The organism is Exiguobacterium sp. s56, assembly GCF_018618255.1.
In the GTDB taxonomy this organism is placed as follows: Bacteria; Bacillota; Bacilli; order Exiguobacteriales; family Exiguobacteriaceae; genus Exiguobacterium; species Exiguobacterium chiriqhucha.
Window position 1 is genome coordinate 56478 of the sequence record NZ_JACSLR010000014.1, and the last position, 25747, is coordinate 82224.

A 25747-nucleotide genomic window follows, 5' to 3' on the forward strand; every position below is an offset into this window, starting at 1 on the left:
ATAGAAAGGAGGAGAAAGGATGAACTTCACCGCACGTCACCTCGCGTATCTGTTCGGGGTGCTGCTCCTGATTTCGATTGCGGCGAACATCTTTTTCTATCAACAAGTGATAGCTGTAACGAGTACTTCAGAGGCGAGTCAGACAGAAAATGAGATTGTCACTTCCCCTGAATCGACAACCTCCGAAGTGTCGGCGGTGGACACCGAACCAGTCTTCGCTTCAACGGAGACTGCCCGAATGGAGGAGCTGACGATACGAGCGACACGCTTCGTCGAGTATGCCTTTACCATCACGAAGGACAGTTACACGACCCAGAAGCGACAGGCAAAAGAGGTCATGTCGGAAGAACTCAAGGCCATACTCTTCGCCGCGGACGGAAGCGATGTCGGCACGTTCGAGACGACCGTCCGCGACATCGAGGTGTTCCCTTCTGTCACTGGAGAAGGTTGTCTCGTGCGATTCGAACAAGACCTGTTGATCACCGAGACGGGTTATGAAGAGACGACGCAAGAACTGTTGGCCCTGACGTTCGAGTCCATCGACGGACGTTTGGTCGTCACCGAAATGGAAGATTTGACACCGGAAGGAGGGATCTAGATGCGACGACAAACGCGACGGCGTCTCACCCAGAACGTCTCTCGGTTCTACCTCGGACTCGGCGTATTCTTTGTCATCGGCTTCCTCTTTTTCGGTACTTCGTCGTTCTTCTTTGCTGAAGAGGCACCGGTCAATGAGACGCCGATCAACGAGGCAATCCGTCTCTCGAACGGGGAGACCGTGACGCTCCACGCGTCCAGTTACGATACGGAGGCCAAGACAATACGCATCCGACTCTCGCTCGATGAAGCACCAGGTAACACGAACGATCATCTCTTCCGCTATGTCTATAAGGCACGTCCGGATTCCGAGAAGGAAGTCATGGTGCTGTATGACCGGAACGATCAATACGTGCTCGAATTGAAAGATGTTCCGAGCGACTTCGACCAGCTCGCTGTCCGGATTTACGGATTGGATGAGTCACAATCAATCGACAAACTCACATCCGAGGAACGGGAGAACGGTCTTTTGACGTCCCTCTATGCCGACCATCGGACCATCGAACAGGCGAACCACAGTTCATCTGACGAGACAACTTTCACGAGACAATTCGTCGAGGACGAGCTCGCGCAAACCGAGCGCCAGTTAGAAAAAGCGCAGCAGTCAGTCGAAGCTCAACATCAACAGATCAAGCGACTCGATCGTGATCAAGAGGAGCTTGAAGGTGAACTCCCCTACCTCTCGCTCGACGAACAGGTCGAACAGGAGAAAGAAATCTTCGACCTCGGTCGGAAACGTGACGAGCTCACACTTGAACTCGAAAAGCTCGAACAGTCCGTCAAAGCGCTCGAAGAAAAGCATGAAAAACTACGCGTACGGCTCCGGGAACTGTCGATTTAAGTGGCACATTTCGTGCCAAATCGCTGTTTTCGCTGGCACATTTCGTGCCGTTTTCGGACTTTTGGTGATATCACGGAAACCCCAGGCTCTGCCTGGGCTATCACGACAAGTGATAGCAGTTTCCCCTTATGCTCTTTGAACGAACTTTTAGGACATTGGCAATATACAGCCTCCAGAAAGGTGGTCAGGTAAATGGATCTGTTACTCCGCGACATCGACCCCGTCATCGTGAAGCAGATCGATGAATGGGCGAAGGAACACAATCGCTCCCGGCAACAATACTTGAAAGAACTGCTTGCCTCCTGGTGCGCGAACGGTATCCAATCGACGCAGGTCGAGCGGCTCGAACGACAGCTCGAGGCGAACACGCTCCACCTGAAACGGAGCGCAGACGAGCTCGCCGAGGTGACCCGTTTGTTGAACGAGGTGATGCAGGATGCGTGAGACACCGGGCGTCGTCATCAAGTCGAAGTTCAAGGTGCCGAGCACAAAAAAGAAGTCACGTCGCTACACGACATACCTCGATTACATCAATCGACCGGATGCGAAAGACAGCCCCGATCAGTTCGAGACGTATCACGACTATATGGAAGACGAGACGAAATCGAGCGGTCTCTTCACACGCGAGGACGACCGGTTGGACCAAGAAAAGCGTCGCACCGTCCGTGACATCTTCAAACACGCACAAGCGGACGGGAGCATCCTCTGGCAGGACGTCATCTCGTTCGATAACGCCTGGCTACGGGAGACGGGTGTGCTCCACGATGACCTCGTCGACGAGAAACGGTTGATCCAGGCGACACGGAACGCGGTCGAGGCGATGCTCCAAAAAGAAAAGATGGTCCATGCCTACTGGACCGGCGCCGTGCATTACAACACCGACAACATCCACGTCCATGTCGCCATCGTCGAGACGAGCCATATGCGCGAGCGCGGCAAACGCAAACCAAAATCGATCGAGCTGATGAAGTCGAAGGTCATCCATTCCCTCGCCGACCGGACGAAAGAACAGGAGAAACTGAATGCGTTCATAAGAGACGAACTGGTCACCCATAAACGAAACCGGAAGATTCAAATGCTCTCGAACCGTGTCCTGCATCCCGAACTCGTCCGTCAATTCAAGGACATCTATGAACGGTTGCCGGAGGACAAACGTCAATGGCGCTACAACATGAACGGGATGCAGCCACTCCGTGAATCGCTCGACCGCTTGACCGACCGCTACATCGACATTCACTTCAAATCAGAGTTCCAGGCCTTCAACGAGCGGCTCGAGCAAGAGGTGTCGTTCCATCGTCGTAGCTACGGCGACACGGAGAAGGCCGAGCGGTACCGGACGACGAAGCGACAGGACCTCTACACGCGGATGGGGAATGCCATCCTCTCCGAGATGTGCGACTTGTCAAAAGAACAGGTGATATTCGAGAAAAATAAGACCCCCAAGCATCCGGTCCGACGTGCGTTCAAACAACAAAAGATATTCAACGAATCACTCTACCGGATTGAGCGGCACATGAACGACGAGTTCGAACATTTGAATAACCAACGCGCTTTCGAACAGTTGGAGCGGGACATCGAATATGGAAAGTGAGGGAGGACGATGGAAGAGTTGAGACAGATCCGTCTTCGATTGAAACCGGAGACGGTCGCGTATTTAGAAGAGTTCGCCGACGACAAACGCTTCGGCCACCTCGGTCAGGTCATCGACCATATCGCAGAAGAACGTAGAAAACTGGCCGACGAGAAGTGGGACATGCAGTTCCTTACCCGCTCGATCAGCACGCAGGTCTCCCGTCATATCGAGGAAATGATGAATGAACAGGTTTCAACGGAACTCGAGCGGATACGACTCGCCGCGAACCGCTCTGACCGTCATGGGCAAATCCTGACAGAGCTCCTGCAGGCACTCATGCAGACCGAGGGCATCGAGGACATCATGACGACGGACCAGTTCAAGCCGACGTTCCTCGCGACGGCGGAACGTGTCGTCCAGGAACGTATCGAGCATCAAAAACAGAAGAAGGACACTTTAACTTTTGAGAGAGGATGAATCTTATGCGACCACTTGACCGTCCCTTCACGATGGGACAACTGTTGACGCTTCAATCCGATACCGTCACGGTCCTCATCTATGGAAAACGGTACGACATCCCGGTGTCCGTTTCCGAGCACCAGCTTTTAACAACCATCGCGCAAGACGAGATCGTCTTGCTTCCCATCAATTTCGAGCGGACACGGCTGTTACTCGACATACCGGAATTATCGCCACAACTCGAACGTGAACTGAACGAATTTGCGGATAGTGATGAATCTGTCACCGCCTTGTTGAAGGAAGGAGTCTGACACAATGGCCAAGATGAAGACGAACGAAGAGCGGAAGGCCGAGCTCGAAACCTTGACGGAACAAATGGGAAAACAGATCGACAGCTACTTCGAGAGCCCGGAAAAGATTCGTGAGCATCTACAGTTCCTCGGCAAGTTCCATCAATACTCGATGCGGAACGCGGTCTTGATCGAATCCCAGTTCCCCGGCGCAGTCGCAGTCGGCTCTTATCCGTTCTGGGAGAAGCAAGGCGCACAGGTTCAAAAAGGTGAACGTGGCATCAAGGTGTTCGTCCCGAACCCGGTGACGTACGCCTTACACAAAGATGAATGGGTACCGCTCAGCAAGGCACCGAAGTCGATCAAGGACGGCGTGAAACAAGGGCGAGTCCCGTCACGCAAGATGATGTATTTCAAGATTGGTCACGTGTTCGAGTACACACAGACCGACGCGCGCGAGAAAGGAATCGAGGTCTCGGGCATCTTCAAACGGTATCACCGGGACGGCGGGCTCGAGAACGAACAAGACATCCGTGACGCCTTGACGACGCTCGCGGATGCCCGGAATGTGACACTATTGGAGGAACCGCTCGACGAAATCGGGACGGCAAAGGGCTGTTACTATCCGGAGTTGCATGCGATTGCTTTGAATCCGCGGAACACATCCATCGAGGACATCACCGTCCTGATCCATGAGCTCGCTCACTCTGAGTTACACAACCAAGAGCGGAACCTCGAACGGGACAAACCACTCACGGCACCCGAGAAGGAGTTCCAGGCCGAGATGGTCGCCTACGTCGTCTCGCATCAACTCGGGTTCCCGACGGACGACTTCTCGCTCTCCTATCTGGCCGGTTGGACGAAAGACAAGGAACTTTTAGACAAGGAACAATTGTTGCAGGAGGTCCACCAGACATCCGCAACTTTCCTCGACCATATCGAGTCACACTTAGAAAAAGTACACACCTTACAACAGGAGAAAGAACAGAGCCCTCTTGATTACCTTGAACAGCTGGAGCGGCGAATGGGATGGAAAGACGCTGACCTCAGTCTTTATGAACGGGTGCATGCCGTACAAAGTGTGTTCCCCGAGGAGGTGGAGCCCTATCTGAACTCAAAAGCGGCCCTCGAGACGAACCTGAAGATGGATCGCGTCGATGAGCCGCTCATGTATATTCATGGTATGGGTCTCGGGTTTCAGCAGTTCGGCATCGCCAATAATCATGACTTCAGTGAAGATCAGCTTGTGGCTTATACAATCGCATTACCGAATCAACCATTGGTCAGTGGTCACTTCGTCCCGGAAAGTGCCGTACATCCTTTACACCATCTTGAAAAAACCAATCGTTTGGAGAGACCGGTCCTGAAATCGCTTGAAAATCACTGGCATGACGTGTTGTTAGATGAAGAACAAAAGTCCCTTTCAAGAATTTCATTGTTTAACATCGAAAGACTCTGGTGACATTCGTGGGTATGATGATTTAAAAATTCATACCCTTTTCAATTTCAGAGCGCTGCCATTGCTTTTACCTCATACATTTTGTGTAAGCATATGAGCAGCTGTTTCACGCATATCTTGTAGGTCAGATATCTCTGCGAATTCAGCTACAGTTATTGCGCTGGTTGTTAACAACTCAATTATATGCTCATCCATTCTTGGCCATGTTCTTCCGCCTGCATTGTCGTAAGCATCGAGTAACTTTGTCAAACCATCCTTACCAAACAGTAATAGATGTGATAGAAAATCCACAGATGTGTCCGCAATACTAATTTCTGTCCAATCTATCAAACCAGAGACCTCAAAATTCTTATTTATTAATATGTGGCCAGGGTGTAAATCCCCGTGGCTTACACCTACATGCGATGGCCATAGCGAATCATTCGCCAACCATTCTTGCCAACGCTCCCATAGCTCTGAATTCACATGATACTTCTGTCTCACCTTCTCCATCCGTATCTTCATTGAACTGTTTAAATCTCTAGCATATAGAGTTTTGATACCGATTTCTTTGAAGTGTCGATGTGGTAATGTGTGTAGTTCTGCCAACACTTTACCTAATGACTGATAGTAAGATTGTGGTGTATTCTCTTTGTCAAAACTCCAGATGTAATCTTGTTGCTCTACATCAATTGTTGCAACCGGAACACCATCTAATTGCTTATACGCAATTAGTTCATCATCAAAAATTGACCAATTTGGAACTTGAAAACTCACATGTTCTTCCATAATTTCTAGTGCCCCCTTTTCTTTCAAGGCGCTCCTCATCGAATCTAATCTTCGAGGAATTCTTAGTATCCACTTGCTACCAAGCGTATCTTTTGCATAAGCAACTTGAAAATCAACACCCGATTCATTTACCACAATGCTATTCTCTAACACATCTAATCCTTTATTTTTTGCAAGCCGTTTAAATTCGTTCATGATTTGTTCCTCCAATTTTTATGTTGTGCGATAAGCAAGTGAAATGTATGCATTTTTAATACTTTTTCATTTCAATCTTTTCTAATTAGACTTAACTAAATGAAGTCATAAAAAAATCACAGACAAAATGGTGTCTGTGATCAAGAGTAAATGAGCTACAACCAAGAAGCGTCCATTATCAAAAATAAAAGGACACGACAAAAAGAGTTGTAAATCTGCTATGTTTGTAAGTGTGTGGTTTCTTCGTCAAAGATTGATAAAAATGTGCAGACTACTCCCATTTACTCTGTTTTATGAAAACAGAGCCTTTGAACATATTCAATTAGCCATTGTTCAAAGTGTGGTGGCGTAATCTCCCGGCGTGCATCATTCTTAACAATCCTCCTAGTGAATATTATGCTGTTGACTTTATATCAGTTTTTATTCAATGTCAATCGAGCTTTATATTTAGATAAAAATTATTTGCCGATTTGTCTTTATTAAAAAATACTGATTTGTAAGTTTTAAAAATACAATCATGAATAATTGATACTCGTTTTTAATCTTCCCAAAGCTCATCCATCAACTCATCGATATCACTCGATAATCGTTTGCGTTCCTTGGCGTCCACTTCAACTTTCCCATCTTCATAAAACCAAAGCACGTCACCAGGTTGAACCGTGTCTGGAAGTCGTGACTTTGGAATATCCTCCATCACTTCTCCGAATTCGACGACAGCCAAGTCCCCTTCAAATCGATCGATGATACCTCTTCGTCGCTTCATCTTGATTTCTTTACGGCATAACTTGAACCGTTCCCTGTAATGATGATCGTGCCATTCTTATCTGTGCGAAGCGTGTTCGTTTTTTGACGCTTCAAGTTCGTCACCACTTCGGAAGTCGGATGGCCGTAGCTGTTCTTCCCGACGCTGATGATGGCATGCTTCGGTTTGACCGTGTTCAGGAACGTACTGCTTGTCGACGTCTTGGCACCGTGATGTCCCACCTTTAAGACATCTGCACGGAGCGTCTGCTTCTTCGCCATCATGTCCTTCTCAGAAACGTGTTCCGCGTCTCCCGTGAACAAGAACGTGTTCTTCTTGTACGTTACATGAAGGACTGCACTCCAGTTGTTCAAGTCACTGTTCGAGTAGGATTTGACCGGACCCACAAACTTCGCACTGACGCCTTTGATTGGCAGTTTCACTCCGGCCTGTGCCGTTTTGATTGTTTTCCCTTCCCGTTTGACGGCTTGAAGGAAGTCTTTATAGGCCTGGGTCGTGTGCTTCACTTTCGGCGCGTAGACGTTCTCGACACGATAGGCATCTAGGATTTCGTCTAATCCACCAATATGATCCGCATCCGGATGCGTCGAGATCAATACCTCGATATCGTCAACTTTTTGCTTTTTGAGGTAGGCGACGATGGCATCGCCCTTTCCTTTGTTACCCCCGTCGATGATGACGTCCTCACCGCTCGGCATCTTGATGTAGATGGCGTCTCCCTGTCCGACATCGATGTAATGGACTTTAATGCTCGTAGCGGCTGATGCTTCCCCGTATGGTGACACCAATAGCGCTCCACTAAATAGAACGGCACTCCCAATCTTGATCAATTTATTCATCTTCTATCACTCCACTTTAAAATTATTGTAAAATTATCCAACACACCTTTATTATAATCCGCTATTTGTTAAATAGCTTCTAATTCCTGCGGTTGACCACATACATAAATAGGTAAGGTGTGATGATAGGAGGAGTGAGAGAAATGGATTTACGAAAACCAATCGCAATAAACAAGACGTATAAACCGGTCCTGATTTTTAAAGACGGGGTAGAAGTAAAGGAGTGTGTCTCCATTCAGGAAGCTGCACACTATCTGAAGGGATACACGTTATGTACCGCCATGCCGTATCGCCACATTATGAATGGCATTATCCTTGATGAGACCTGGATCCATGAGGGAAGCAGCTATCGGTTCACCACTGATCCTGATGTGAAAAAGGCAAAGCTGGCAGAGATGGAGGCTCAGAACAAAGTCCGTTTTTAAGGAAGGACAGAATTACGAAATCGAACAAGTCTCATGTGCGGCACCTTACATACGCTGTACACGACTTCGTCACTGTTTGTTAAAACCCTACGAGGTACACTTGAACTAAAAAGGGGTTCTCCTCATGCGACTTCAAGAATGGATCCAGCAATATCACGGTACAGAGTTACTGCGCTTTGATCACCTCTGCGAGTACTTAGATGCGACACCGTTTGAAATCAAACACCACCTTGATGGAATCAGTCCTGAGATAACCGGCGTACTGAAGTCAGAAGAGGGTATTGGTGACGACGCGTTCATCACGAAGCTGGAACATCATTTGCTGAATCGATTCAACAAACGAAGAAAAAAAGTGAAAGTCACGATTGAGGTCGAACTGCCATTACCGGAAGAAGCCTACAACTTTTGTCAGCGCGAACGATTTAGAATGATCGAACGCGTCACTCAACATATGGACGAACAAAACGTGAAGGATTGGCGCATCGTAAACATGCGGAGGATATAATTGAACATAGATCGTATTGACTCATCTACATATATACATGCTATAAGGAGAACAAAATGAAATTTACCTACTTAGCCTTGCCTTTGGCCATCCTGCTGATGGCCGGTTGTACCAGTGAAAACACCCCTTCTACAAATGAGAAAGCAGAGGAGCCTGCTACTCAAACAGAAGAAGTCGTCGAGACGACCGAAACGAGCACAGACGACGCAAATACGGAGACGACTGCAGAAGAACCTGCAACAGCCGAAGAAACGGTCACAAATTCGGATAACAATCAATTCTCCGGCTATAAACTGATCAATGTTGATGGTGGGGACTTGTCCGGGTACCGTGAGGCGAACGTCGTCGTCGATATCGGATATGGAGATCGCGAGTATTGGGCGTTCACGAACGAACATGGTCAATTGATTCGTGTCATCGCCGATCAGATCATCTTGCAGGATGATGATTCGGAGGATGTGACCTCGGATGGCCGTTACTATCATGACGAGGCGAAGGTCTCAGGCGTCGAAAACAGTGATCTCGATGAAGGCCACGTCATCGCTGACTCGCTCGGGGGCGTCTCGAACGCCTACAACATCACACCACAAGATAGCACGCTCAACCGCTACGGGGACCAGGCCTATATGGAGGACGTCATCCGTATGGCCGGCGGCGCGACCGACTTCGAGGCGATCATTACCTATCCGGATACGAAAACTTATATTCCGTCACACTACCAATACACCTATACGGTCAAAGGAAATGTCGTCACCGATTCCTTCGACAACGTTAACCCGGATGAAGTGAATGCAGCACTCGGCCTAACAGAAGGTGAACCGGAACCCGCAGCTGCACCTGAGGCCACAGGCGATGTCTCGAGCGTAGATACGAATGGCAACGGTCAGGTGACGATCCAGGAAGCGAAAGACGCCGGTTTCACGATGCCGATCATGAGCGACCATTGGCTCTACCCCTATATGCGTGATAACGATAATGACGGAATGGTAGGGGAATAAAAATAGAATCATTTTAATACAAGGAAAATTGCAAATAGGAAGGCAGCATTTTTTTCAAGTGCTGCCTTCCTATTTTTTCAGCTATTTTGTTGAATCAGACGATGACTAAGGACTGTTTCGACAAGTACCACCGTCTCAAATGTTGCACAATAGTCAACTTCCTCGAAGTCTGTATGCTCGTCACGGTAACCGATGGATAGATTCACAGACGGAATACCGAATTCCGCAAATACTTTTGCATCACTTGATCCCCCGTTGCGCGTCGCCTTCCAGTCGTTCATTCCGACCAATCGCCCCGCTCTTTCGAACAGTTCTCCATAAGACGCTTCACAAAAATCGAACATGCCTCGACATCCGGTGACAATGTCGCGTGTGCCCCGACGGTCCAACACGATGGTTGCATCCACGTCATGGATAAATTCTTGATCGATGCCACGCGCACCACATAACCCTGTCTCTTTATAATGGACCCAAGATTTCAGACACGAAAAAGGAGATGTTAAGGTAGGTATATGAAACGAAAAAGATATACACCCGAATTCAAAACTCAAGTTGTGTTGGAAATCTTGAAGGAAGAAAAAACAATGAGCCAGATTGCTTCCGAACATGGCATCCATGTGAACCAGCTGCATAAGTGGAAAACACATTTCCTGTCAGAGATGCCACAAGTGTTCAAGAAACAGAACAAGGACCAAGAGAAGATGAGAGCCGACTATGAAGAGAAACTGGAAAATCTCTATGCAGAAGTCGGAAAGTTAACCACGCAGCTGTCGTGGATCAAAAAAAAATCTGGCATCTACCACGATTAGACAGGAACGGGTAGAGATGATGGAATGGGGAAACAGTAAACTTCCTGTTTCCCAACAGGCCGATCTGCTTGGGCTCAATCGTTCCAGCCTTTATTACAGGCCGGTTGCCCCTTCGCCTGAAGAGGTTGCCATCAAGCATAGGATTGATGAGATCTACACCAAATATCCGTTCTACGGGTCACGCAGGATTGCCGAAGTATTGAAAAATGAAGAGGTGAATATCAACCGCAAGAGGGTCCAGCGTCACATGCGCGAGATGGGCATACAGGCTCTCTATCCAGGCCCCAATCTGAGTAAACGCAACCTGCAGCATCGCATTTATCCATACCTACTGAAAGGGGTGAACATTACCCGTCCCAACCAGGCTTGGGGCATTGATATCACGTATATCCGCCTGCAGGATAGCTGGATGTATTTGGCAGCCATCATCGATTGGCACTCCCGGTATATCATCAGCTGGGAACTGGACCAGACACTGGAAATAGGTTTTGTCCTGGATGCCGTCCGGCGGGCTTTCACGATCGGGCAGCCGGACATCTTCAACAGTGACCAGGGTAGCCACTTCACCAGTTCCAAATATATCCACCTCCTGAAGGAACAGCCTGCCGTCCAAATCAGCATGGACAGCAAGGGTCGGGCACTGGATAACATCATGATCGAACGTTTCTGGCGGAGCCTCAAGTACGAAGAGGTCTATCTGAAGGACTACGGGACACCAAGAGAAGCGAGACAGAACATCCGTGACTACATGGAATTCTATAACTGGGAACGTCCCCACCAGTCATTGGGTTATAGGACACCGGCATCCATCTATTTTCAGTAGGTTACTGTCCTTGCCATCTCGGAGCAATTATCTTTCCCATCCCAGGACCTGTCAAGGGAAAATACGCCCTTGACAGAACCTGGCATAGGAAAGGCTGGGTCTGCAAGATGGGACAAGGACAAGAAGAATGACTGTTTTCACCTTATTATTATAAAATTAGTGTTTTGACAATGGGATCCACTTTAGAACGCTTTATCAAAGTCAGGAAATTCAACTGTTCTTTCTGAAATGTGACGTTTGAAAGTCTGACGACCTCTTTTCTCATGATGACTGTTAGGTTTTCTTTTCCCTTTCATCGGAAGTGAGTGAACAGGAAGAATATCTTCTCTGAACATTCTGTACAGAATTTTAACAGAACAGCTGATAGATTCTTCATTTCTGCCTATGATGGTGTCAGGTGTCCAGCCGTCGGCTATCCTTTTTTGAATATAACTGATCTGATGCTTAGGAAGGACGATTCTACGTCTTCTGCAAAGAGATTTTCTTTTCTTATCGTTCTGATAGAATTCCAGTACAGATATACCTGCTTTGAGTGCATTAATTACATTATAGACGATCTCTCTTTAACGCTTAATTCTCCGGCAGATCTCACTGACCGAAATTTTCTGGTGGTAATATAATTCTATGGACGCAAGTTCATCCGTGGTAAGGTGTGTATAGGCCATTTGTGCTAACTCCTTAATGTTTTCTTTGGTCGGAAATACATATTAAGTTTAGCACAGAAGGCTTTTTTAGTTGTCTAGCTTAATTTTACAATCTGCGTACATTTAAATTTTTTAAAGCACACCGTAGGTGGCTAACTTGATTATAGAATTTCCCTAAATTTTTTAATAGAATATAATCGGAAATTCAGCTAAAAATTTGGAACTTTAAAATTGATACTTATAAACTTATTTCTCGTTAAAAAGGTAAAAAATATAAATATATTTAATTATGGAGAGGAAGTTTGGGATGAAAAATATCATCATCAAAGGTGCACGACAAAATAATTTAAAAAATGTTTCGTTAAGTCTTCCAAAGCATCAATTGACCGTTTTTACAGGAAAATCAGGATCTGGAAAATCTTCATTAGTATTTAGTACGATTGCAGCTGAATCTGAGCGTCTACTCAATGAAACTTATTCTACATATATACAGAATCAATTAACTCATTATGAGAAACCTGATGTAGATTCCATTCAAAATCTTCCTGTTTCAATGGTCATTGGTCAGAAAAGACTTGGTGGTAACTCGCGCTCTACAGTAGGTACAATTTCCGACATTTATTCTGCTGTTCGTCTACTATGGTCTCGTATTGGTCAACCATTTGTCGGATATTCAAATGAATTTTCATTCAATAATTCGGCAGGAATGTGTGAGAGATGCCAAGGCTTAGGATATGTCGAGGAAATTGATATCGATGAATTGCTGGATTATGACAAATCTTTAAACGAACATGGAATTAATTTTCCTACATTCGGACCAGATCACTGGCGTGGTAAAAGCTATACGCATTCGGGTCTATTTGATAATGATAAGAAGCTGAAAGAGTATTCGAAGGAAGAGATGCATCAATTACTTTATTTAGAGCCGACCAAACTGACCAATCCTCCTGAAGAATGGCCCCGTACTGCAAAATATGAAGGGGTCGTCTATCGATTCAGGCGACTGTTTATTATTAATGATGGCTATGAAAAAAGCAGGTGGCCGGATGAATATGAGCGTGTTGTAACGACAATGGTTTGTCCTAACTGTCACGGAAAACGTTTAAATCAACGTATTTTAAGCTGCAAAATTAACGGTGCAGATATTGCTGATTTTACAAATCAAAGTATCGTAGAAAATATCCTGTTTTTAGACTATCTTACTGATAAAACAGCTGCATATATTGTAAAGCCGCTTAAACAGCAACTTCAATCTCTAGTTGATATTGGACTTGGTTATTTGACACTTGGTCGAGAAACACCTACATTATCAGGTGGTGAATCTCAGCGTATTAAGCTTATTCGTCATTTAAGTAGCCCACTGACCGATCTCGTATACATTATCGATGAACCGAGTGTTGGACTGCATCCTGAAGATATTGAAAATATCAATCGCATAATTATGTCTATTCGGGATAAAGGAAATACAGTTATTGTGGTTGAACACGATCCTGATATTATTAAGATTGCAGATCACATTGTTGACGTAGGACCAGGTGCCGGTAAAAATGGGGGTAGAATTACATTTGAAGGAACATACGATCAACTTCTCGACTCCCACACTGCGACTGGACAAGAACTCAAAGAAAAACATCAACTAAAAGTTCCAAGGTCATCTCAAGAAATGATTCATATCGGTCCAGTTACAAAAAATAACGTCAAAAATGTTGAAGTGTATCTCCCTAAAAATGCTATTTCTGTTATTACAGGGGTTGCTGGTTCTGGTAAGAGTACGCTCATAAAAACTGGGTTTAAACAGATTAAAAATGTTATATTCATCGATCAAAAAGCTATTAATGTTTCAAATCGTTCAAATATATTAACTTATACCAATACATTTGATGAATTACGAGCATTTTTCAGTAAGGAGACAGGGCTAAAGAAAAGTATGTTCAGCTATAATTCTGAAGGTGCTTGTCCAAACTGTAAAGGAAAAGGAATTCTTAAAACAGAACTTGCGTTTATGCCTGATTTTTCACAAGTTTGTGAAGTATGTCATGGAACACGTTATAGACAGGAAGTTCTAGATGCTAAAGTAGATGGTTACTCTATTGCAGATGTCTTACAATTAACGGTGGAAGAAGGAATAAATTACTTCAATACACATCATAAAATTCTGGAGATATTAAAATCCCTCGCTGCCACTGGTCTAGGCTATATGACACTTGGACAATCATTGGACACACTTTCAGGTGGAGAAATTCAACGTGTAAAGCTCAGTGAGTATTTAATCAATCAAGTGACTGACCACATCTTTATTTTTGATGAACCAACAACAGGGTTACATGAAAGGGATATCCATGTGCTGATCGAATTATTTAATCAATTAGTGGATGAAGGTAATACCGTCGTTCTAATCGAGCATAACTTGTCAATGATGACAGAATCAGACTGGTTAATTGATATGGGACCAGCTGCTGGTCAACAAGGAGGAAGATTATTATACAGTGGTTACCCAGAAGGTGTCCTTAGCATACAAGATAGCGTAACTGGGAAACATTTATCTAATTACATTCAAAAATAAGAGGAGTGTATTTAGTGGTGAAAAAAGTAAGATATTTTTAGTGATGGTAAAGTAAAAGCAAGTATATGTAATAAGAAGATATACTAAGCTGATACTTCATTTGGGCAATATGAGCCCCTATCCTTAATAAAGATAGTGAATTAATAGGTATTCACATAGCTGATAAATCTTTCGATAATTAAGAAGTAAAATTAAATAAATAGTTTGTTGAATATTTAATCTTGTGTAAAGGTAATAATATATGTATAAAGGTTTTATCATTTAAAATTAGGGGTATTAATAATGTGTTATACAGATATTATATAATAAAGGAGTAATGTGTATGAAGGCTGTAACATTTCAAGGTAAAAAGAAAATGAAAGTAAAAAAAGTTGCAGATCCAAAGATTATTGAACCAACTGACGCAATTATTAAGATTACTGCTTCAGGTATTTGTGGATCAGATTTACATTTATATCATCAAGGCGATATGTTTATGGATAAAGATTTTGTTATCGGACATGAACCAATGGGGATTGTTGAAGAAGTTGGTAAAGAAGTTAAGAATCTAAAAAAAGGTGATCGTGTCGTTATTCCTTTTAATATTGGTTGTGGCGATTGTTTTTACTGTAATAACCAAATGGAATCACAATGTGATCAATCTAATGAAGAACCTGCAAACTGGAAGATGGATAACGGTGCGTTATTTGGATTTGGAAAAATGCATGGGAATTTTTGGGGTGGTCAAGCTGAATATTTAAGAGTTCCATATGCTGATTTTTCTTCTTTTGTTGTGCCAGATAGTGATTTAAAAGATGAACAAGTATTATTTTTATCTGATGTAGTACCTACAGCTTATTGGAGTGTCGAACATGCAGGTGTGAAGGCTGGGGATACTGTTATTGTATTAGGATGTGGTCCTATAGGTTTAATGGCACAAAAATTTGCGAAACTAAAAGGTGCCGAACGTGTTATAGCAATCGATAATGTCGAACATAGACTAGAGCATGCTAAAAAATACAATGGTGTTGAAGTTTATAATTTCGATAAAGAAAAAGAAATTGGTAAGTTATTGAAAGAAAAAACTAGTGGTGGTGCTGATGTAGTTATTGACTGTGTTGGTTTTGATGGCGCACAATCAAGTCCAGAACCAAAACTTTCAAAAACATCTCAACAAAGAGGAACAATTAGTCCGATTATTACAGCCGCTGAATCAGTCCGTAAATTTGGTACAATTCAACTGACTGGAATTTATGGTACACCAGCTGATAACTTTCCACTTGATTTAATATTTAATAGAAATGTTCGTTTAACAACTGGTCAGGCACCAGTTATTCATTTAATGCCTAAATTATATGAAATGATTAAAGATGAAGTATTTGATCCTACTGAAATTATCACACATACTTTTCCTTTAGAAAAAGCCGATGAGGCTTATAAAGTATTTGATGAAAAACGAGATAATAATATTAAAGTCGTATTTAAACCGGAGTAATTATTCATAAAATTAAACGTTTAAGTAGTTTGATATAACTGAACAATATATTTTTAATGTGTATATATTAAAGGTAAAATAGAATTATAGTTCTCACATATGGATGAAATTTCTAATTTGAGGAGGAGATAGAAAAATGGTTAATGTAGCGCTATTGGTTCGACTTGAAGCAAAACCTGGAAAAGAAGCGGAAGTTGAAAGCTTCCTACGTGGGGCCCTACCTGTGGTTCAGGAGGAGTCAGAAACGATTGCATGGTTTGCAATCCGACTTGGACCTACGACATTCGGAATCTTTGACGCATTCCCGGACGACACAGGTCGTCAAGCACACCTTTCTGGTCAAGTGGCTGCGGCATTGATGGAGAAAGCTCCTGAACTTTTCGTAGAGCCACCAGTGATTGAAAATATTGATGTCCTTGCTTCCAAGCTTCCTAAATAAAGTCATATTATCGTTGCCATCTCGGAGCAATTATCTTTCCCATCCCAGGCCCTGTCAAGGGAAAATACGCCCTTGACAGAACCTGGCATAGGAAAGGCTGGGTCTGCAAGATGGGACAAGGACAAGAAGAATGACTGTTTTCACCTTATTATTATAAAATTAGTGTCTTGACAATGGGGTCCACTTTAGTCACCACTCTGTGTCGTGCTGACGATTTTCTTAAGAGTGAAGTCTAATCTTTAGAAATATAGGTGCAATCTTTCATTTAATACAACAACAATTGCAAAAGGTGTATTCTCAATGTTAAAGAGAGTACACCTTTTCATTAGAAGCGTCTAAATCTTGAATTTATTTACACTAGATTCATTTGTATATTTTCCGGACTTTGCATTCATACGAACGTGTTCAATCAATGCCTGCATGATTTGATCTTCTTTGATATCAAAACCCTTGTGAAATGGCACCCGCTCTTCTTCAAATAAGAACGCATCAACCAAATAAAGGACACGTGGTTTTTTTCGTGGGGCACTGTTCTTAAGACACCTTTCCCAAACCAGCTGTTCAAATTCTTTTGAATAACGTCTATGCGCGACCGCGTTCCGCACCATCCTACGACTGATCTCAAAATCGCCTTCCCACAGCCAGCGGCCGGCCACTTGATGCCACATTTCAATCCGCCCCTGCTCTTTGATTGCTTCCACGTCGATTTCGACGTGATATGGGGCCACGTCCTCACTCTTGACGACCTCCCGAGCATCTCCTGTCACCGACTTTGGATACATCTCCCATCCTTCAGGCATCCGTTTTTTGATGAACTGCTCGAGAGCCTCCTCGCTGATTCGATAGCCTTTTTTACGGGACTCGAGCGGTTCCGCCTGTATCACGCCTTTTCGTACCCAGTTCCGGACGGTTTCCTTGTGGGTCGTGAGCTTGGTCTTCGATAGAATCTCAAATGCTTCATCAATTGTATACATGACGGACCTCCTTTTAACACAATGATGTTCTCATTAAATAATACCATGTTCATTGTATTAAAAGCGAGAGAAATCCTTCATAAAACGAATACACTCGATTCATAGGTAGATGATCACTCCATAACCCTATGTTATCTATCTATCGATGTAGTCGATTGAAGATTTGGCCATCCTAATTTAAATACCACTTCCAGCGAACCCAAACAATGTTAGATTCCTCTACACTCAAGAATTTTGAAAACTCTTCTTTGACCATAAACAAAAAATTACAATCATTTTCAAGGTTCCCTATGATACAGCCTGCTACAAATTGATGACAGTTATCATCAAGAAGATTGTATTTTCTTCTTTCTGACAGATTTTTAAACGCTTCTTTTGCTATGTTTTCATCTCCTAATGGCCACATTGCATGCTTCATTACTGGAATAAAAATGTCTTTATCTGTACTAAGGATGTTACCAGTGAATTCTTTCAGACTAACTTTTTTAATTTCTCCTTTTCGATTTAAGTCGATAACATTTTTATTTCCTATGTATACACCCGAATGTTCTGCTGTACCTAATTGGCAATAAATCAATGCACCAATAGCAGGCTCTTGCATAAAATTGTATGATTTATTCAAAAGTGAGGAATGCCTATGAATTGAAGTTTTTTCTCGTGCCCATAACATGGGAGTAACGATATTTTTTAGTACTTTTTTGTTAGATGGCGTGACTTTAATTTTGTCTAAAAATCTATTTTTCAACTGTATATCTCCAATCTTTTTTTCTTTGTATCAAATATCATTCAAAAATTAAGATATCGAATTCTTTACAAAATAAAAGTATAAAGATAAAAAACTAAGATTAATTAACAGGAAAAATTATACTATATTTTTATCGTATTACCTATGAATAAAATTGTAAGGGGATTATTATCATTTGTTAATTTGGTAGATGAATGACTTTATTCTCCGATACTGGTATAGCCAACAGATGATTCGCCACCATTTCACGTTTTGTGAAGTTGTTCGTAATAGATATTCGTTTTGCCTCTTTCATGTCGAGAGACAGGAGTGTCCTGCTTAAACACTTTTGGAATAGTGGGTAAAACGAGTATGTATACGTTTCGACATCGAAATATATACATGCTCGTTTAAGATGGTCTGATTCATTCTTTCATGGCCTGTTCGATTAAAAAGATTGATATCTTTCACGTTTAAAAATCTAGACATCTTGACCATTGATCAAGAGGTGTCAGGACATCAGTTGTTTCATGACCATGCTTATGATGGAACCAAACCGATCTCGGTCAACAACCGGAAGCCTAGGATACGAGCAGACAGATAAGCGATCAGTGCGTCCTCCGCACTGAATAGACGGTCTCTCGATTCGTCTTGGTTCACCTCATGTTTCGACATGTTGTACAAACGTACGAATACAAGTAGGCTCTGAATCGTCTTTTCATCTATCGTTCGTAGCTTGGCGATTTGATGGACCGCTTTTCCTAAGGTGGACTGGGAGTGTCGAAGCGACCCGAGCTTTTGCGATCGCATCAAATATTGACGTGTCACGGCCTCCAGGTGCATGCCTGCATATTGAACGATGTATCGCGCCCCATGCGCTACGTCCCGCTCTAGTTCGCTCGCCGCATACTGCAACGGCCTATATAAAGTTCGTTCCATTCCGCCGGGAAACGGATTTTGTATCGGGTTTTTAGGAAGCTGGTATCCGCCGATCCCTCCGATTTCCGCGTCCGTCTCCCATAACTGTGCTACGAATTCCGCTTGCCCGTGCATAGGGCATTTAGCCGCAAAGTCATCGACAGCGGTCTGTTGCCCATGGTTCAAAAGTTGTTCATATAGCCAACGTGTGTCCGGTAAGGCATGTTTCATCTGGCCTCTCCGCCTTCTCTGATTTGATGGTCTTTCGCTTACTCATGTACGCGGATCGTATCAATAGTCCAATGAAAAATGTACCGGTTCGTCCACTGACACTATTGACGGATTGACGTTCGAGTAGACGCGGGGCCGCCTACCTTCGATGGTAATCCTCGTGATGGCACCGCGTTCGACAAATAAATGCAATGAGCTCACTTCAGACACAATTGATTTGAATACAAGGACCGCTATGAGGTGTAGTCTGATACATTCCAGGGTGACATGCTGATCAAGCAAATCCGGGATTAACCGATCGGACACCTCATAGTCGGATGGATTCCCGTAAATGAGTGTTTCCGAATGATCCATTCTGACATGTCTTGGAACTTCTTTGTTGAATAGATAGTGATCGATTCTCAGCTTAGCGATTTCATCGGGTTTAATACCATTGACCGTCATTTCACTAAACATATGACTGCCATGTCTGTCTTCACTCGAGACCAGCTTGAGGTTGATTGTTTTTTCACCCCCGACCACTTCCACATTCACCTCGGCCACGCGGACATATTCAGCCGTATCTTCAATCGCGAAAGGTTGCTCAGTTTTCCACATCTGCTTGAGCACCTCCTCGACCCCTCTCGAGTTGTCTTCGGCCTTCAAGATCAAGCTGTATGCCTTGTCAGAACTGTTGTAGCGATAGGAGAAGTAACGTGCGCTCGAACTTCCCAATAGAAACCAGTCTCCAGAATTGTCGATCACCCGTTGTCCACCGTCAAAGAGTGGTGACAAATTCGACTCGGCCTGTCTCGTCTTTACATTCTTGATGATGACAGGTGGACCGGAGAGCGTGCTGTTTAAGACAGGATGTTGATTCTCGAATTCTTTCGAGAGAGCCCGGCTGACGTAAGCATAAAGCGTGTAGATATCAATCTCCCCGCTCGGGTTCGCCGCCCCACCTTCTAGGCCACGGATCAAATGATCTGTGAAGGCTCCATGCCCGTTTCGATCCCAAGCAAACTGATTTTCCGTGCACGCTGCGATGACGAACTTACCGAACCCTTTAATTTCAAGCCCTCTCTCCATCAGATTGTCGATTGATCGCATGAGCGCACCGCTATGACACGTATCAAAAAAGCTCAAGACTGTGCGGGCCTTTGTTTGATCGATATGGTCTCTGACATCGGACATGTTGATACTGGTGTCACCTATGGCATGAATACCTGCATCATATGGAATGAAATACGCATTGGTTTGACTGAATCCCCCGTGGCCTGCCCAGTAGAGAAATAAGACATCATTTGGAGACGCATCTCCAAAAAAACTATGTAATGCATGATCTAACATTGACTTGGTGGTCAAATTCCCATATAAAATCTGGACGTCAGATTTATCGAATACGGCGGGCTCTTCTGTCAATAATCGATTGATTTCTCTTACGTCGTTTAACGTATTCGGAAGAGCGGATATCTCATGGTCACGTTGCTCATTGACTGCAATTAATAGAGCTTTATACAATATAATTCCCTACCTTCTCATCATTTACATATATTGTATTATACAATGTACACATGCTCCAAACTTGAATAGAAAAATCAATCACTCGATTCAGAAGACATGTCGACGCAGACTCTTTCATTCTCAATCCTTATTCTAAGAACCATTGATAAACAGCTGATTTGAAAAGTAAAGTGCCTCTAGGTAAAAACAAAAAACCATTCGACTGAATGGTTTCCCTCGCTTGTCGATCGACAAGCCCACGTTCTTGCTTTTAGTGTTGTTCTTACGCTCCGTGCCTCCCGTCAGAAAGGGCCAGGAACATAGAGATGCGGCGGTGAGCCGGCAGCTCTTGTTATCGGGCCGTCAGGGAGGCAGCGGTGCGATGAGCGACTTCGCCACAAGGCGTTAGACGCTCACGCATGAGCCCGGATCACCATTCCTTCTCCCATGCCCCGTCTTCAGACATGCCCCAATCCTCAAAGCGATACTTGATGAGCCAATGGACATGCATCACTTCATATTCGAATATATCCTTCGATAGCTCTGAGACGACGAAACTGACGTCTCCATCCGCCACCACCCATGTTCCATATTGATATACGCTCTTGATCGGACGCTCTTCCGCATCCAGATAGATCACTACGCGAAAGTTAGGCGAGTTCCGTCCCTCATCGAACCGGACGACCTTCTCGACGCAATGTTCCCTGTCGACGACACGCATCCACTCGGGATGTTCCATCAGTTCCGAGAACACCGTCCGGACGAACGGATCCAACCCTTCGAACGCATAGTCATCAAGCAGTCCCTCGTTCATCACGTCTCCCCCCCTTCTGGTCCTCTCTAAAACGACTCCCCCTCCAGAGCCAGTTCAGTCCTTGTTCATGAACCTACAGAAATGAAGACTTTTAAAACCGTATACACATATACATGTATACACGTATACAAATCTACATGTATACATGTATACAATCATCCTTTTTTTATGTACGACGATTCCGTCGAATCATGTTCGTATTGAAAAAGACGGTGAGGTGGGTCAAGCGCTCTCCTTCCTTCACATCACAAAGAAGATCCATGCTCACAAGTTTTAAGTCGTCAAAATCTTCTTGAAGCCGGTCAGGAAGGCGTCGAAGCAATACCTCCGTCATCTCGTCCATCGTCTGTTGATCTAGTTGGTAGCTGTCCATCTGAATCATCCTCTCCTGTTGATAGCCTCATGATACCTCGCATCCAAGAAAGCAACATCTCGCCTAATTTCACGTAAGCCCTGGTGTTGTTTCAAACAAGCCCTAGGGCTTGTTTGGAAAACATGGTCATTTTCAATAAACAAACCGTGTTTTCACTTCTGCCATTTCATCAAACAATCTTCTTACGAGACAGACCAAAACAACGTCCAATCTTCACACACGAACCATCTCGTTTTCGTCATGCGAAAACGGACCTTTTCCGGATCCCGCTCTATGGATCCAGGCGAGAGCAACGCGAGTCGCCGATCCCGTCAAAGAAAAACGCACGTTTTTCGTCCTTGCCCTTACCGGACGGACCGGGACCGGTCCCCCGGCCCCACTCCATTCCATTCAACCCATGTAACCTCGTTGTTTCATGCTGACGTACGACTCGTCCGCACCTAGGATGAGATGGTCGAGCACCGGGATACCGATGAGGTCCCCCGCTTCATGTAACCGTTCGGAGACGAGGATGTCCTCCCGGCTCGGTGTCGGGTCCCCGCTCGGATGCTGATGGCAGACGATGAGGCACGAGGCGTTGTTCAAGATGGCGCATTTGAAGACTTCCCGTGGGTGGACGACACTCGAGTTGACGCTCCCGACATGCGCCCGGTGGACGCCGATGACCCGATTCTTCGTGTTGAGCATGATGACGAGGAACACTTCACGGTCGTCGTCCCCGATGAACGATGACCCAATTTGCCGGGCACTGTCCGGAGAGTGGATGATGGCATGCTCGAGGGCGACCATCTCCTCGCGAACCTCTTGTTTGATACGGATGACCTCGATGATGGCGGATAGTTCCATGTTGGTTTGTCCCCTTTCGGATAAGCTGTGCTCAGAACGAACACCGTTGTGCGTCCTGTTGACGGATTCGTTGCGAGCGTCGGGAGACGGTGCAAGGGCGACCGCAGGGAGAGCCTCAAAAAAATGCGTAGAGCGCACATAAGTCCAGGCTTACGTAGCCAACGAGCGAAAAGCCTCGCTTTGAGCCTAAAGCGAAGGAAGACGGGCCGGAGGGCGCGTCATTTTTTTGACGTCCCTTGCACCGAAGACCAGCGAGCTAGAGTACGGAAACAGGACGCACGGATTACCAATCACGAAAAAGGCTGTTCAAACGGGACAAATCGGGTATAAAATAAGAACAAACGTTCGTTTTATTGAGAGGGGTAATTATTATGACGATGTATCGCGATCGGGGCGAATTGAAATGGATCCCATTCCTCATGCCCGAGCACAAGGCGCTACTGACGAAATACTATAAAGAGATTCAAAAAATTGAGATGCCAGATATCGATGAACAGGTCCTATCGGTCTACGAGAATGTGCTGAACGACGCGATCTTCAGCGGAGATTTGGTAGAGGTAAAATATGTGGAGAAGCGGGAGATGAAACGATTCAAGGGTTTTGTGCACCGGACGAACTATATGGAGCGGACCGTCGAGCTGGCCAATCAGCGGGACGGGATCATCCATGTGCCGTTCGAGGCAATCATTCACGTGGAACAATCAATGGACTAACGCCCTAGCGGTTGTTCGAAGTCTGCGTCACGAAACGAAGTTTCGCTCCTCGACTTTTCAAAAAAGGAAGAGTAATTATACTCTTCCCAGACTGTAGACAAAACATTGTCTGCAGTCTTTTTTATTTGCCCGACCGGGCATCAATCCCTCTTTTCGTACCGTCGTCGCTTTTTTATAATGAGAGATATAGAAACAATTATGGAGGCGAATCGGATGATCAGGAAATCAACAGAATCGGAAACCAATCGGACACAACTGGAGATGGTCACGCTCGACGAGCTTGTGCCAGCAGACCATCTGGTCCGAAAAATCGAGGCGGTGATCGACTTTGAGTTCATCTATCCGCTCGTGGAGAACTTATATTCTGAGGACCGTGGCCGGCCAAGCGTCGACCCTGTCGTTCTGATCAAGATGGCCTTCCTTCAGTACCTGTTCGGTATCCGATCCATGCGACAGACAATTCGTGAGATCGAGACGAACGTCGCATACCGTTGGTTTCTCGGGTTCGGATTCACGGACAAGGTGCCACATTTCTCGACGTTCGGGAAGAACTATGTGCGTCGGTTCCAGTACACGAGCTTATTCGATGACATCTTCTATCATATCCTTGAACAGGCTGCGGACGCAGGGTTCATCGATCGCGCCGTCCTATTCGTAGACTCGACACACGTCAAAGCGAACGCAAACAAGCGGAAGCTCGTCAAGAAGACCGTCCGGCAAGAGGTGAAACACTATCAGGAACAACTCGATGCCGAGGTCGAGCGAGACCGCGAAGAAAGTGGAAAGAAGCCCTTAGGGCCAAAAAAGAATCAGGCGGAGGAGACGAAGGAAATCAAGGTCAGCACGACAGACCCTGAGAGTGGATATTACGTAAAAGGTGAGCGTGAGAAGCAGTTCGCTTACTCTGTCCATGCGGCGAGCGACGCCCATGGGTTCGTGCTCGGTGCTATCGTCACACCGGGTAACGTGCACGATAGTGTAGCGTTCCCCGATCTGCTCGACAAGGTCTCCGACCGCCTGATTCAACCGTTCGCCGCCGACTCCGCCTATAAAAATCCGGCCATTGCCAAGCTGCTGATTGACCGTGGGATCCTGCCGGTCTTCCCATACACTCGCCCGAAGGGTAAGAAGGGCGCCTTCAAGACCAAGGATTTCATCTACGACGAGCACCGTGACGTCTACATCTGCCCAAACAACGAGTTATTAACGTACAGTACGACGATGCGCGAGGGGAAACGCAAGTACGTCTCGAATCCCGCGGTTTGTGTGAACTGCCCGCTGCTCGAGCAGTGCACGAAGAGCCAGAAGCACCAGCGGATAATCGAGCGACACCTCTGGCAACCCTATATGGACGAGGTCGAAGACCTCCGCCACACGGAATTGAACCGCAACATCTATGACCGTCGTAAACAGACGGTCGAGCGCGTGTTCGCGGACGCAAAAGAGAAGCATGGCATGCGTTGGACCCGTTATCGGGGACTTGAAAAAGTTTCAATGCAGGCGATGCTTACTTTTGCTGCCCTCAATCTCAAGAAGATGGCGGGCTGGGCATGGAAGAACGCCCAGCCCGCCTGAAAAGGGGCGCGGGCAGAGCGCCTAAAGGCCCGAAAACGACAAAGTCACGTTTCAGTTCGCCTGAAACGTGACTTTGTCTACAATCTGAGCGGATTTCATTTTACTGAAATCCGCTTTATTTTATTCAGCTATTTTTAAATACCTACTAACTTAGTTGTTTTCTATTTGCTGATCCAAGTTTTGCTCGATGTATTCTTTGCCCCATTCGTACATGGAATCAAGAATTGGAATAAGGCTTCTTCCTTGTTCGGTAAGTGAGTACTCCACTTTCGGCGGAACCACAGGGTATACTTCCCGGTGGACAATCAAATGATCTTCAAGTTCACGCAATTGATTCACGAGCATCCGTTGCGTGATGCCTGGCATAAGACTTTTTAATTCCCCAAAACGTTTAGTTCCTTCTTTTCCTAAATGCCATAGCACTAGCATTTTCCACTTTCCTCCGATGATGGAAAGTGTCAGCTCTTTTTCACAATTAAAAACTTTCTCTCCTAAATTAGGCATCTATTTTCTTTCCTTCCTTGTTATATTTCTATCGTATACTTTTCGATACTATGTGATAAAAAAGTCAGTACTATAATTAATGTAACTTACTAATTGTACTAGATATAGAATGGTTAGTAAATTTTTTTA

General features: G+C 45.0%; 28 protein-coding genes and 1 pseudogene. 16 read left to right on the plus strand and 13 right to left on the minus strand.

Annotation, left to right across the window (positions count from 1 at the left end):
• Nucleotides 1-19 precede the first annotated feature (19 nt).
• The 7 genes from KNP71_RS12720 (at nt 20) to KNP71_RS12750 (ending at nt 5222) form a co-directional block, all read left to right on the plus strand.
• Nucleotides 20-598, plus strand: coding sequence for a hypothetical protein (locus KNP71_RS12720; RefSeq protein ID WP_131472597.1), 579 nt, complete (start codon nt 20-22; stop codon nt 596-598).
• On the plus strand, nt 599-1438 hold the full coding sequence (locus KNP71_RS12725) for a coiled-coil domain-containing protein (RefSeq protein ID WP_131472595.1): 840 nt from the start codon (nt 599-601) through the stop codon (nt 1436-1438). It abuts the gene before it with no gap.
• A gap of 192 nt (nt 1439-1630) precedes the next feature.
• Nucleotides 1631-1882, plus strand: a complete 252-nt coding sequence (locus KNP71_RS12730) for a hypothetical protein (protein WP_029596487.1) — start codon at nt 1631-1633, stop codon at nt 1880-1882.
• A complete protein-coding gene (gene mobP2 / locus KNP71_RS12735) occupies nt 1875-3029 on the plus strand; it encodes a MobP2 family relaxase (protein WP_138858527.1) in 1155 nt (384 codons plus the stop codon). The genes KNP71_RS12730 and mobP2 overlap by 8 nt, the downstream gene beginning before the upstream one ends.
• A 9-nt stretch (nt 3030-3038) precedes the next feature.
• Entirely contained in the window at nt 3039-3488 is a 450-nt protein-coding gene (locus KNP71_RS12740; RefSeq protein WP_131472591.1) for a hypothetical protein, read from the plus strand.
• Between the two features lie 5 nt (nt 3489-3493).
• Nucleotides 3494-3781, plus strand: coding sequence for a hypothetical protein (locus KNP71_RS12745; RefSeq protein WP_131472589.1), 288 nt, complete (start codon nt 3494-3496; stop codon nt 3779-3781).
• A 4-nt stretch (nt 3782-3785) separates the two neighbouring features.
• On the plus strand, nt 3786-5222 hold the full coding sequence (locus KNP71_RS12750) for an ImmA/IrrE family metallo-endopeptidase (RefSeq protein WP_131472587.1): 1437 nt from the start codon (nt 3786-3788) through the stop codon (nt 5220-5222).
• Between the two features lie 69 nt (nt 5223-5291).
• On the opposite strand, the gene mphN is transcribed toward KNP71_RS12750, so the two are convergent.
• The 3 genes from mphN to KNP71_RS12765 form a co-directional block, all read right to left on the minus strand.
• A complete protein-coding gene (mphN, locus tag KNP71_RS12755; RefSeq protein ID WP_131472585.1) occupies nt 5292-6182 on the minus strand; it encodes a macrolide 2'-phosphotransferase MphN in 891 nt (296 codons plus the stop codon).
• 538 nt (nt 6183-6720) lie between these two features.
• Entirely contained in the window at nt 6721-6945 is a 225-nt protein-coding gene (locus KNP71_RS12760) for a DUF3006 domain-containing protein (protein WP_024127775.1), read from the minus strand.
• The gene (locus KNP71_RS12765; RefSeq protein WP_131472583.1) at nt 6942-7784 is read right to left on the minus strand and encodes a ComEC/Rec2 family competence protein; all 843 of its coding nucleotides are present in this window, start codon (nt 7782-7784) and stop codon (nt 6942-6944) included. Before KNP71_RS12765 ends, KNP71_RS12760 begins: the two co-directional genes overlap by 4 nt.
• Before the next feature lie 143 nt (nt 7785-7927).
• Between KNP71_RS12765 and KNP71_RS12770 the strand changes: the two genes are divergently transcribed.
• The 3 genes from KNP71_RS12770 to KNP71_RS12780 all read left to right on the plus strand — a co-directional run bounded on the left by KNP71_RS12770 (nt 7928) and on the right by KNP71_RS12780 (nt 9712).
• Complete coding sequence (locus tag KNP71_RS12770; RefSeq protein ID WP_029596479.1) at nt 7928-8209, plus strand: hypothetical protein; 282 nt, start codon at nt 7928-7930, stop codon at nt 8207-8209.
• A 124-nt stretch (nt 8210-8333) separates the two neighbouring features.
• Nucleotides 8334-8714: a hypothetical protein gene (locus tag KNP71_RS12775; protein WP_029596478.1), complete on the plus strand. Its 381-nt coding sequence runs from the start codon at nt 8334-8336 to the stop codon at nt 8712-8714.
• A 56-nt stretch (nt 8715-8770) separates the two neighbouring features.
• Nucleotides 8771-9712 (plus strand): DNA/RNA non-specific endonuclease, encoded by a 942-nt coding sequence (locus tag KNP71_RS12780; RefSeq protein WP_114167509.1) that lies wholly within the window; start codon nt 8771-8773, stop codon nt 9710-9712.
• 77 nt (nt 9713-9789) lie between these two features.
• Here the strand turns inward: KNP71_RS12780 and KNP71_RS12785 are convergent, their stop codons facing one another.
• Nucleotides 9790-10104 (minus strand): peptidase M42 family protein, encoded by a 315-nt coding sequence (locus KNP71_RS12785; RefSeq protein WP_353049154.1) that lies wholly within the window; start codon nt 10102-10104, stop codon nt 9790-9792.
• 120 nt (nt 10105-10224) lie between these two features.
• On the opposite strand from KNP71_RS12785, the gene KNP71_RS12790 reads away from it, so the two are divergent.
• Nucleotides 10225-11344, plus strand: a protein-coding gene (locus KNP71_RS12790; RefSeq protein ID WP_131472581.1) for an IS3 family transposase whose coding sequence is annotated in 2 segments (ribosomal slippage) — nt 10225-10493 and nt 10492-11344 — 1122 coding nt in all. Because the reading frame shifts where the segments join, the coding sequence is not laid out codon by codon here.
• Nucleotides 11345-11529: 185 nt separating this feature from the next.
• Here the strand turns inward: KNP71_RS12790 and KNP71_RS16115 are convergent.
• Nucleotides 11530-12009, minus strand: a pseudogene (locus tag KNP71_RS16115) (IS30 family transposase); the annotation flags it as partial.
• Between the two features lie 286 nt (nt 12010-12295).
• Here KNP71_RS16115 and KNP71_RS12795 point away from each other — a divergent pair.
• The 3 genes from KNP71_RS12795 to KNP71_RS12805 all read left to right on the plus strand — a co-directional run bounded on the left by KNP71_RS12795 (nt 12296) and on the right by KNP71_RS12805 (nt 16464).
• The gene (locus KNP71_RS12795; RefSeq protein ID WP_131472579.1) at nt 12296-14551 is read left to right on the plus strand and encodes an ATP-binding cassette domain-containing protein; all 2256 of its coding nucleotides are present in this window, start codon (nt 12296-12298) and stop codon (nt 14549-14551) included.
• 322 nt (nt 14552-14873) lie between these two features.
• A complete protein-coding gene (locus tag KNP71_RS12800) occupies nt 14874-16025 on the plus strand; it encodes an alcohol dehydrogenase catalytic domain-containing protein (protein WP_131472577.1) in 1152 nt (383 codons plus the stop codon).
• 136 nt (nt 16026-16161) lie between these two features.
• Nucleotides 16162-16464 (plus strand): putative quinol monooxygenase, encoded by a 303-nt coding sequence (locus KNP71_RS12805; protein ID WP_012655943.1) that lies wholly within the window; start codon nt 16162-16164, stop codon nt 16462-16464.
• Nucleotides 16465-16799: 335 nt separating this feature from the next.
• Here the strand turns inward: KNP71_RS12805 and KNP71_RS12810 are convergent, their stop codons facing one another.
• The 7 genes from KNP71_RS12810 to KNP71_RS12840 form a co-directional block, all read right to left on the minus strand.
• Nucleotides 16800-17438 (minus strand): helix-turn-helix domain-containing protein, encoded by a 639-nt coding sequence (locus tag KNP71_RS12810; protein WP_131472576.1) that lies wholly within the window; start codon nt 17436-17438, stop codon nt 16800-16802.
• 172 nt (nt 17439-17610) lie between these two features.
• Nucleotides 17611-18183 carry a lecithin retinol acyltransferase family protein gene (locus KNP71_RS12815; protein ID WP_131472574.1) on the minus strand — a complete coding sequence of 191 codons (573 nt, stop codon included), beginning with the start codon at nt 18181-18183 and terminating at the stop codon, nt 17611-17613.
• 519 nt (nt 18184-18702) lie between these two features.
• The gene (locus KNP71_RS12820; protein ID WP_114167312.1) at nt 18703-19311 is read right to left on the minus strand and encodes a hypothetical protein; all 609 of its coding nucleotides are present in this window, start codon (nt 19309-19311) and stop codon (nt 18703-18705) included.
• Between the two features lie 60 nt (nt 19312-19371).
• Nucleotides 19372-20811: a caspase family protein gene (locus KNP71_RS12825; RefSeq protein WP_165569450.1), complete on the minus strand. Its 1440-nt coding sequence runs from the start codon at nt 20809-20811 to the stop codon at nt 19372-19374.
• A gap of 412 nt (nt 20812-21223) precedes the next feature.
• A complete protein-coding gene (locus KNP71_RS12830; RefSeq protein ID WP_131472570.1) occupies nt 21224-21607 on the minus strand; it encodes a hypothetical protein in 384 nt (127 codons plus the stop codon).
• Between the two features lie 166 nt (nt 21608-21773).
• Nucleotides 21774-21980, minus strand: a complete 207-nt coding sequence (locus tag KNP71_RS12835) for a hypothetical protein (RefSeq protein ID WP_029596469.1) — start codon at nt 21978-21980, stop codon at nt 21774-21776.
• Nucleotides 21981-22370: 390 nt separating this feature from the next.
• Nucleotides 22371-22826 carry a JAB domain-containing protein gene (locus tag KNP71_RS12840; protein WP_034799670.1) on the minus strand — a complete coding sequence of 152 codons (456 nt, stop codon included), beginning with the start codon at nt 22824-22826 and terminating at the stop codon, nt 22371-22373.
• Between the two features lie 371 nt (nt 22827-23197).
• Here KNP71_RS12840 and KNP71_RS12845 point away from each other — a divergent pair, with 371 nt between their 5' ends.
• Together KNP71_RS12845 and KNP71_RS12850 are read left to right on the plus strand one after the other, a co-directional pair.
• Entirely contained in the window at nt 23198-23539 is a 342-nt protein-coding gene (locus KNP71_RS12845) for a YolD-like family protein (RefSeq protein WP_029336188.1), read from the plus strand.
• Nucleotides 23540-23752: 213 nt separating this feature from the next.
• Nucleotides 23753-25114, plus strand: a complete 1362-nt coding sequence (locus KNP71_RS12850; RefSeq protein WP_131472566.1) for an IS1182 family transposase — start codon at nt 23753-23755, stop codon at nt 25112-25114.
• 150 nt (nt 25115-25264) lie between these two features.
• On the opposite strand, the gene KNP71_RS12855 is transcribed toward KNP71_RS12850, so the two are convergent.
• Entirely contained in the window at nt 25265-25618 is a 354-nt protein-coding gene (locus KNP71_RS12855) for a winged helix-turn-helix transcriptional regulator (RefSeq protein WP_101190298.1), read from the minus strand.
• Between the last annotated feature and the right edge of the window lie 129 nt (nt 25619-25747).

What these genes read in the sequence shown, in the direction of transcription:
- KNP71_RS12720 (WP_131472597.1), top strand. Translation starts at nt 20, where the DNA reads ATGAACTTCACCGCACGTCACCTCGCGTATCTGTTCGGGGTGCTGCTC.
- KNP71_RS12725 (WP_131472595.1), top strand. Translation starts at nt 599, where the DNA reads ATGCGACGACAAACGCGACGGCGTCTCACCCAGAACGTCTCTCGGTTC.
- KNP71_RS12730 (WP_029596487.1), top strand. Translation starts at nt 1,631, where the DNA reads ATGGATCTGTTACTCCGCGACATCGACCCCGTCATCGTGAAGCAGATC.
- mobP2 (WP_138858527.1), top strand. Translation starts at nt 1,875, where the DNA reads ATGCGTGAGACACCGGGCGTCGTCATCAAGTCGAAGTTCAAGGTGCCG.
- KNP71_RS12740 (WP_131472591.1), top strand. Translation starts at nt 3,039, where the DNA reads ATGGAAGAGTTGAGACAGATCCGTCTTCGATTGAAACCGGAGACGGTC.
- KNP71_RS12745 (WP_131472589.1), top strand. Translation starts at nt 3,494, where the DNA reads ATGCGACCACTTGACCGTCCCTTCACGATGGGACAACTGTTGACGCTT.
- KNP71_RS12750 (WP_131472587.1), top strand. Translation starts at nt 3,786, where the DNA reads ATGGCCAAGATGAAGACGAACGAAGAGCGGAAGGCCGAGCTCGAAACC.
- mphN (WP_131472585.1), bottom strand. Translation starts at nt 6,182, where the DNA reads ATGAACGAATTTAAACGGCTTGCAAAAAATAAAGGATTAGATGTGTTA.
- KNP71_RS12760 (WP_024127775.1), bottom strand. Translation starts at nt 6,945, where the DNA reads ATGAAGCGACGAAGAGGTATCATCGATCGATTTGAAGGGGACTTGGCT.
- KNP71_RS12765 (WP_131472583.1), bottom strand. Translation starts at nt 7,784, where the DNA reads ATGAATAAATTGATCAAGATTGGGAGTGCCGTTCTATTTAGTGGAGCG.
- KNP71_RS12770 (WP_029596479.1), top strand. Translation starts at nt 7,928, where the DNA reads ATGGATTTACGAAAACCAATCGCAATAAACAAGACGTATAAACCGGTC.
- KNP71_RS12775 (WP_029596478.1), top strand. Translation starts at nt 8,334, where the DNA reads ATGCGACTTCAAGAATGGATCCAGCAATATCACGGTACAGAGTTACTG.
- KNP71_RS12780 (WP_114167509.1), top strand. Translation starts at nt 8,771, where the DNA reads ATGAAATTTACCTACTTAGCCTTGCCTTTGGCCATCCTGCTGATGGCC.
- KNP71_RS12795 (WP_131472579.1), top strand. Translation starts at nt 12,296, where the DNA reads ATGAAAAATATCATCATCAAAGGTGCACGACAAAATAATTTAAAAAAT.
- KNP71_RS12800 (WP_131472577.1), top strand. Translation starts at nt 14,874, where the DNA reads ATGAAGGCTGTAACATTTCAAGGTAAAAAGAAAATGAAAGTAAAAAAA.
- KNP71_RS12805 (WP_012655943.1), top strand. Translation starts at nt 16,162, where the DNA reads ATGGTTAATGTAGCGCTATTGGTTCGACTTGAAGCAAAACCTGGAAAA.
- KNP71_RS12810 (WP_131472576.1), bottom strand. Translation starts at nt 17,438, where the DNA reads ATGTATACAATTGATGAAGCATTTGAGATTCTATCGAAGACCAAGCTC.
- KNP71_RS12820 (WP_114167312.1), bottom strand. Translation starts at nt 19,311, where the DNA reads ATGAAACATGCCTTACCGGACACACGTTGGCTATATGAACAACTTTTG.
- KNP71_RS12830 (WP_131472570.1), bottom strand. Translation starts at nt 21,607, where the DNA reads ATGAACGAGGGACTGCTTGATGACTATGCGTTCGAAGGGTTGGATCCG.
- KNP71_RS12835 (WP_029596469.1), bottom strand. Translation starts at nt 21,980, where the DNA reads ATGGACAGCTACCAACTAGATCAACAGACGATGGACGAGATGACGGAG.
- KNP71_RS12840 (WP_034799670.1), bottom strand. Translation starts at nt 22,826, where the DNA reads ATGGAACTATCCGCCATCATCGAGGTCATCCGTATCAAACAAGAGGTT.
- KNP71_RS12845 (WP_029336188.1), top strand. Translation starts at nt 23,198, where the DNA reads ATGACGATGTATCGCGATCGGGGCGAATTGAAATGGATCCCATTCCTC.
- KNP71_RS12850 (WP_131472566.1), top strand. Translation starts at nt 23,753, where the DNA reads ATGATCAGGAAATCAACAGAATCGGAAACCAATCGGACACAACTGGAG.
- KNP71_RS12855 (WP_101190298.1), bottom strand. Translation starts at nt 25,618, where the DNA reads ATGCCTAATTTAGGAGAGAAAGTTTTTAATTGTGAAAAAGAGCTGACA.